This window comes from Streptomyces sp. NRRL WC-3549, assembly GCF_000721935.1.
Classification (GTDB): Bacteria; Actinomycetota; Actinomycetes; order Streptomycetales; family Streptomycetaceae; genus Streptomyces.
This window is the reverse complement of the sequence record NZ_JOCS01001845.1, coordinates 1-711: the sequence shown is the minus strand read 5'-3', so window position 1 is coordinate 711 and position 711 is coordinate 1. Positions and strand designations below refer to the sequence as shown.

At 67.5% G+C, this 711-nt stretch carries 1 protein-coding gene; it reads right to left on the bottom strand.

Going from position 1 to position 711, the window contains the following annotated elements; genetic code table 11:
- Positions 1 to 151: 151 nt before the first annotated feature.
- Positions 152 to 526 (bottom strand): transposase, encoded by a 375-nt coding sequence (locus IH13_RS36375; RefSeq protein ID WP_051835731.1) that lies wholly within the window; start codon positions 524 to 526, stop codon positions 152 to 154.
- Positions 527 to 711: the final 185 nt, after the last annotated feature.

Genomic DNA, 711 nt, shown 5'->3' with positions numbered 1-711 from the left:
CCTCGATCCACTGCGTGATTTCTGATCACGCGGTGTGACTGCTTTTGGGGCGGATTTTTGGTTGCGGGCGGGTCGGTTTTCCGGCTGGCCGCTGCCGGTGGCGGGTTCTCCGAGGTCTTCCGGGTTGTGGGTGGGCGGCAGGGTCCGGTTGTCAGGTCTGCATCCGCTGCCCGAGGGCGGTCCACAGGTCAGTGAAGTCATCGGCCTGGCGCCAGTGTGGGGGCAGGTGCAGCACGATCCGTCGTCCCGGGCGTGCGATGCGGGCGGGGATGTGGACGAGGTGACGACGGATCGTGCCGGCCCGCGCCTTGGCATGGGAGATGGAGGCGAGGCGGCCGGCGGCGCGGGTGAGGTTGTAGGCGGCTGCCGCCAGGGTGAGCCAGGCCGTGTTCGCGGTGAACTTGCCCGAGGGCAGATGAGCCAGGGCGGAGTCCTCCAGATCGGCGAAGACCTGTTCCACCGCGGCGTGGGCGCGGTGCATCGGTTCCGCGTCGGTCAGGACGAAAACGCTGTCGGTGAAGATCACGTGGTGGCGTCAGACGGCGAACAGCTCGCTCTGCCCCTCGGGCACCGTTTTCGGGTTCAGCCGCTTCACGCGGCGCACGATCAGCCGGGCGGTGGTGTGGAACGCCTTCTTCTTGCTGGTGAACGCGGTGAACGGGACTTCTGCTGTCTCGGCGTCGGAGATCCAGCGTTCCTCCTCCTCGTTCC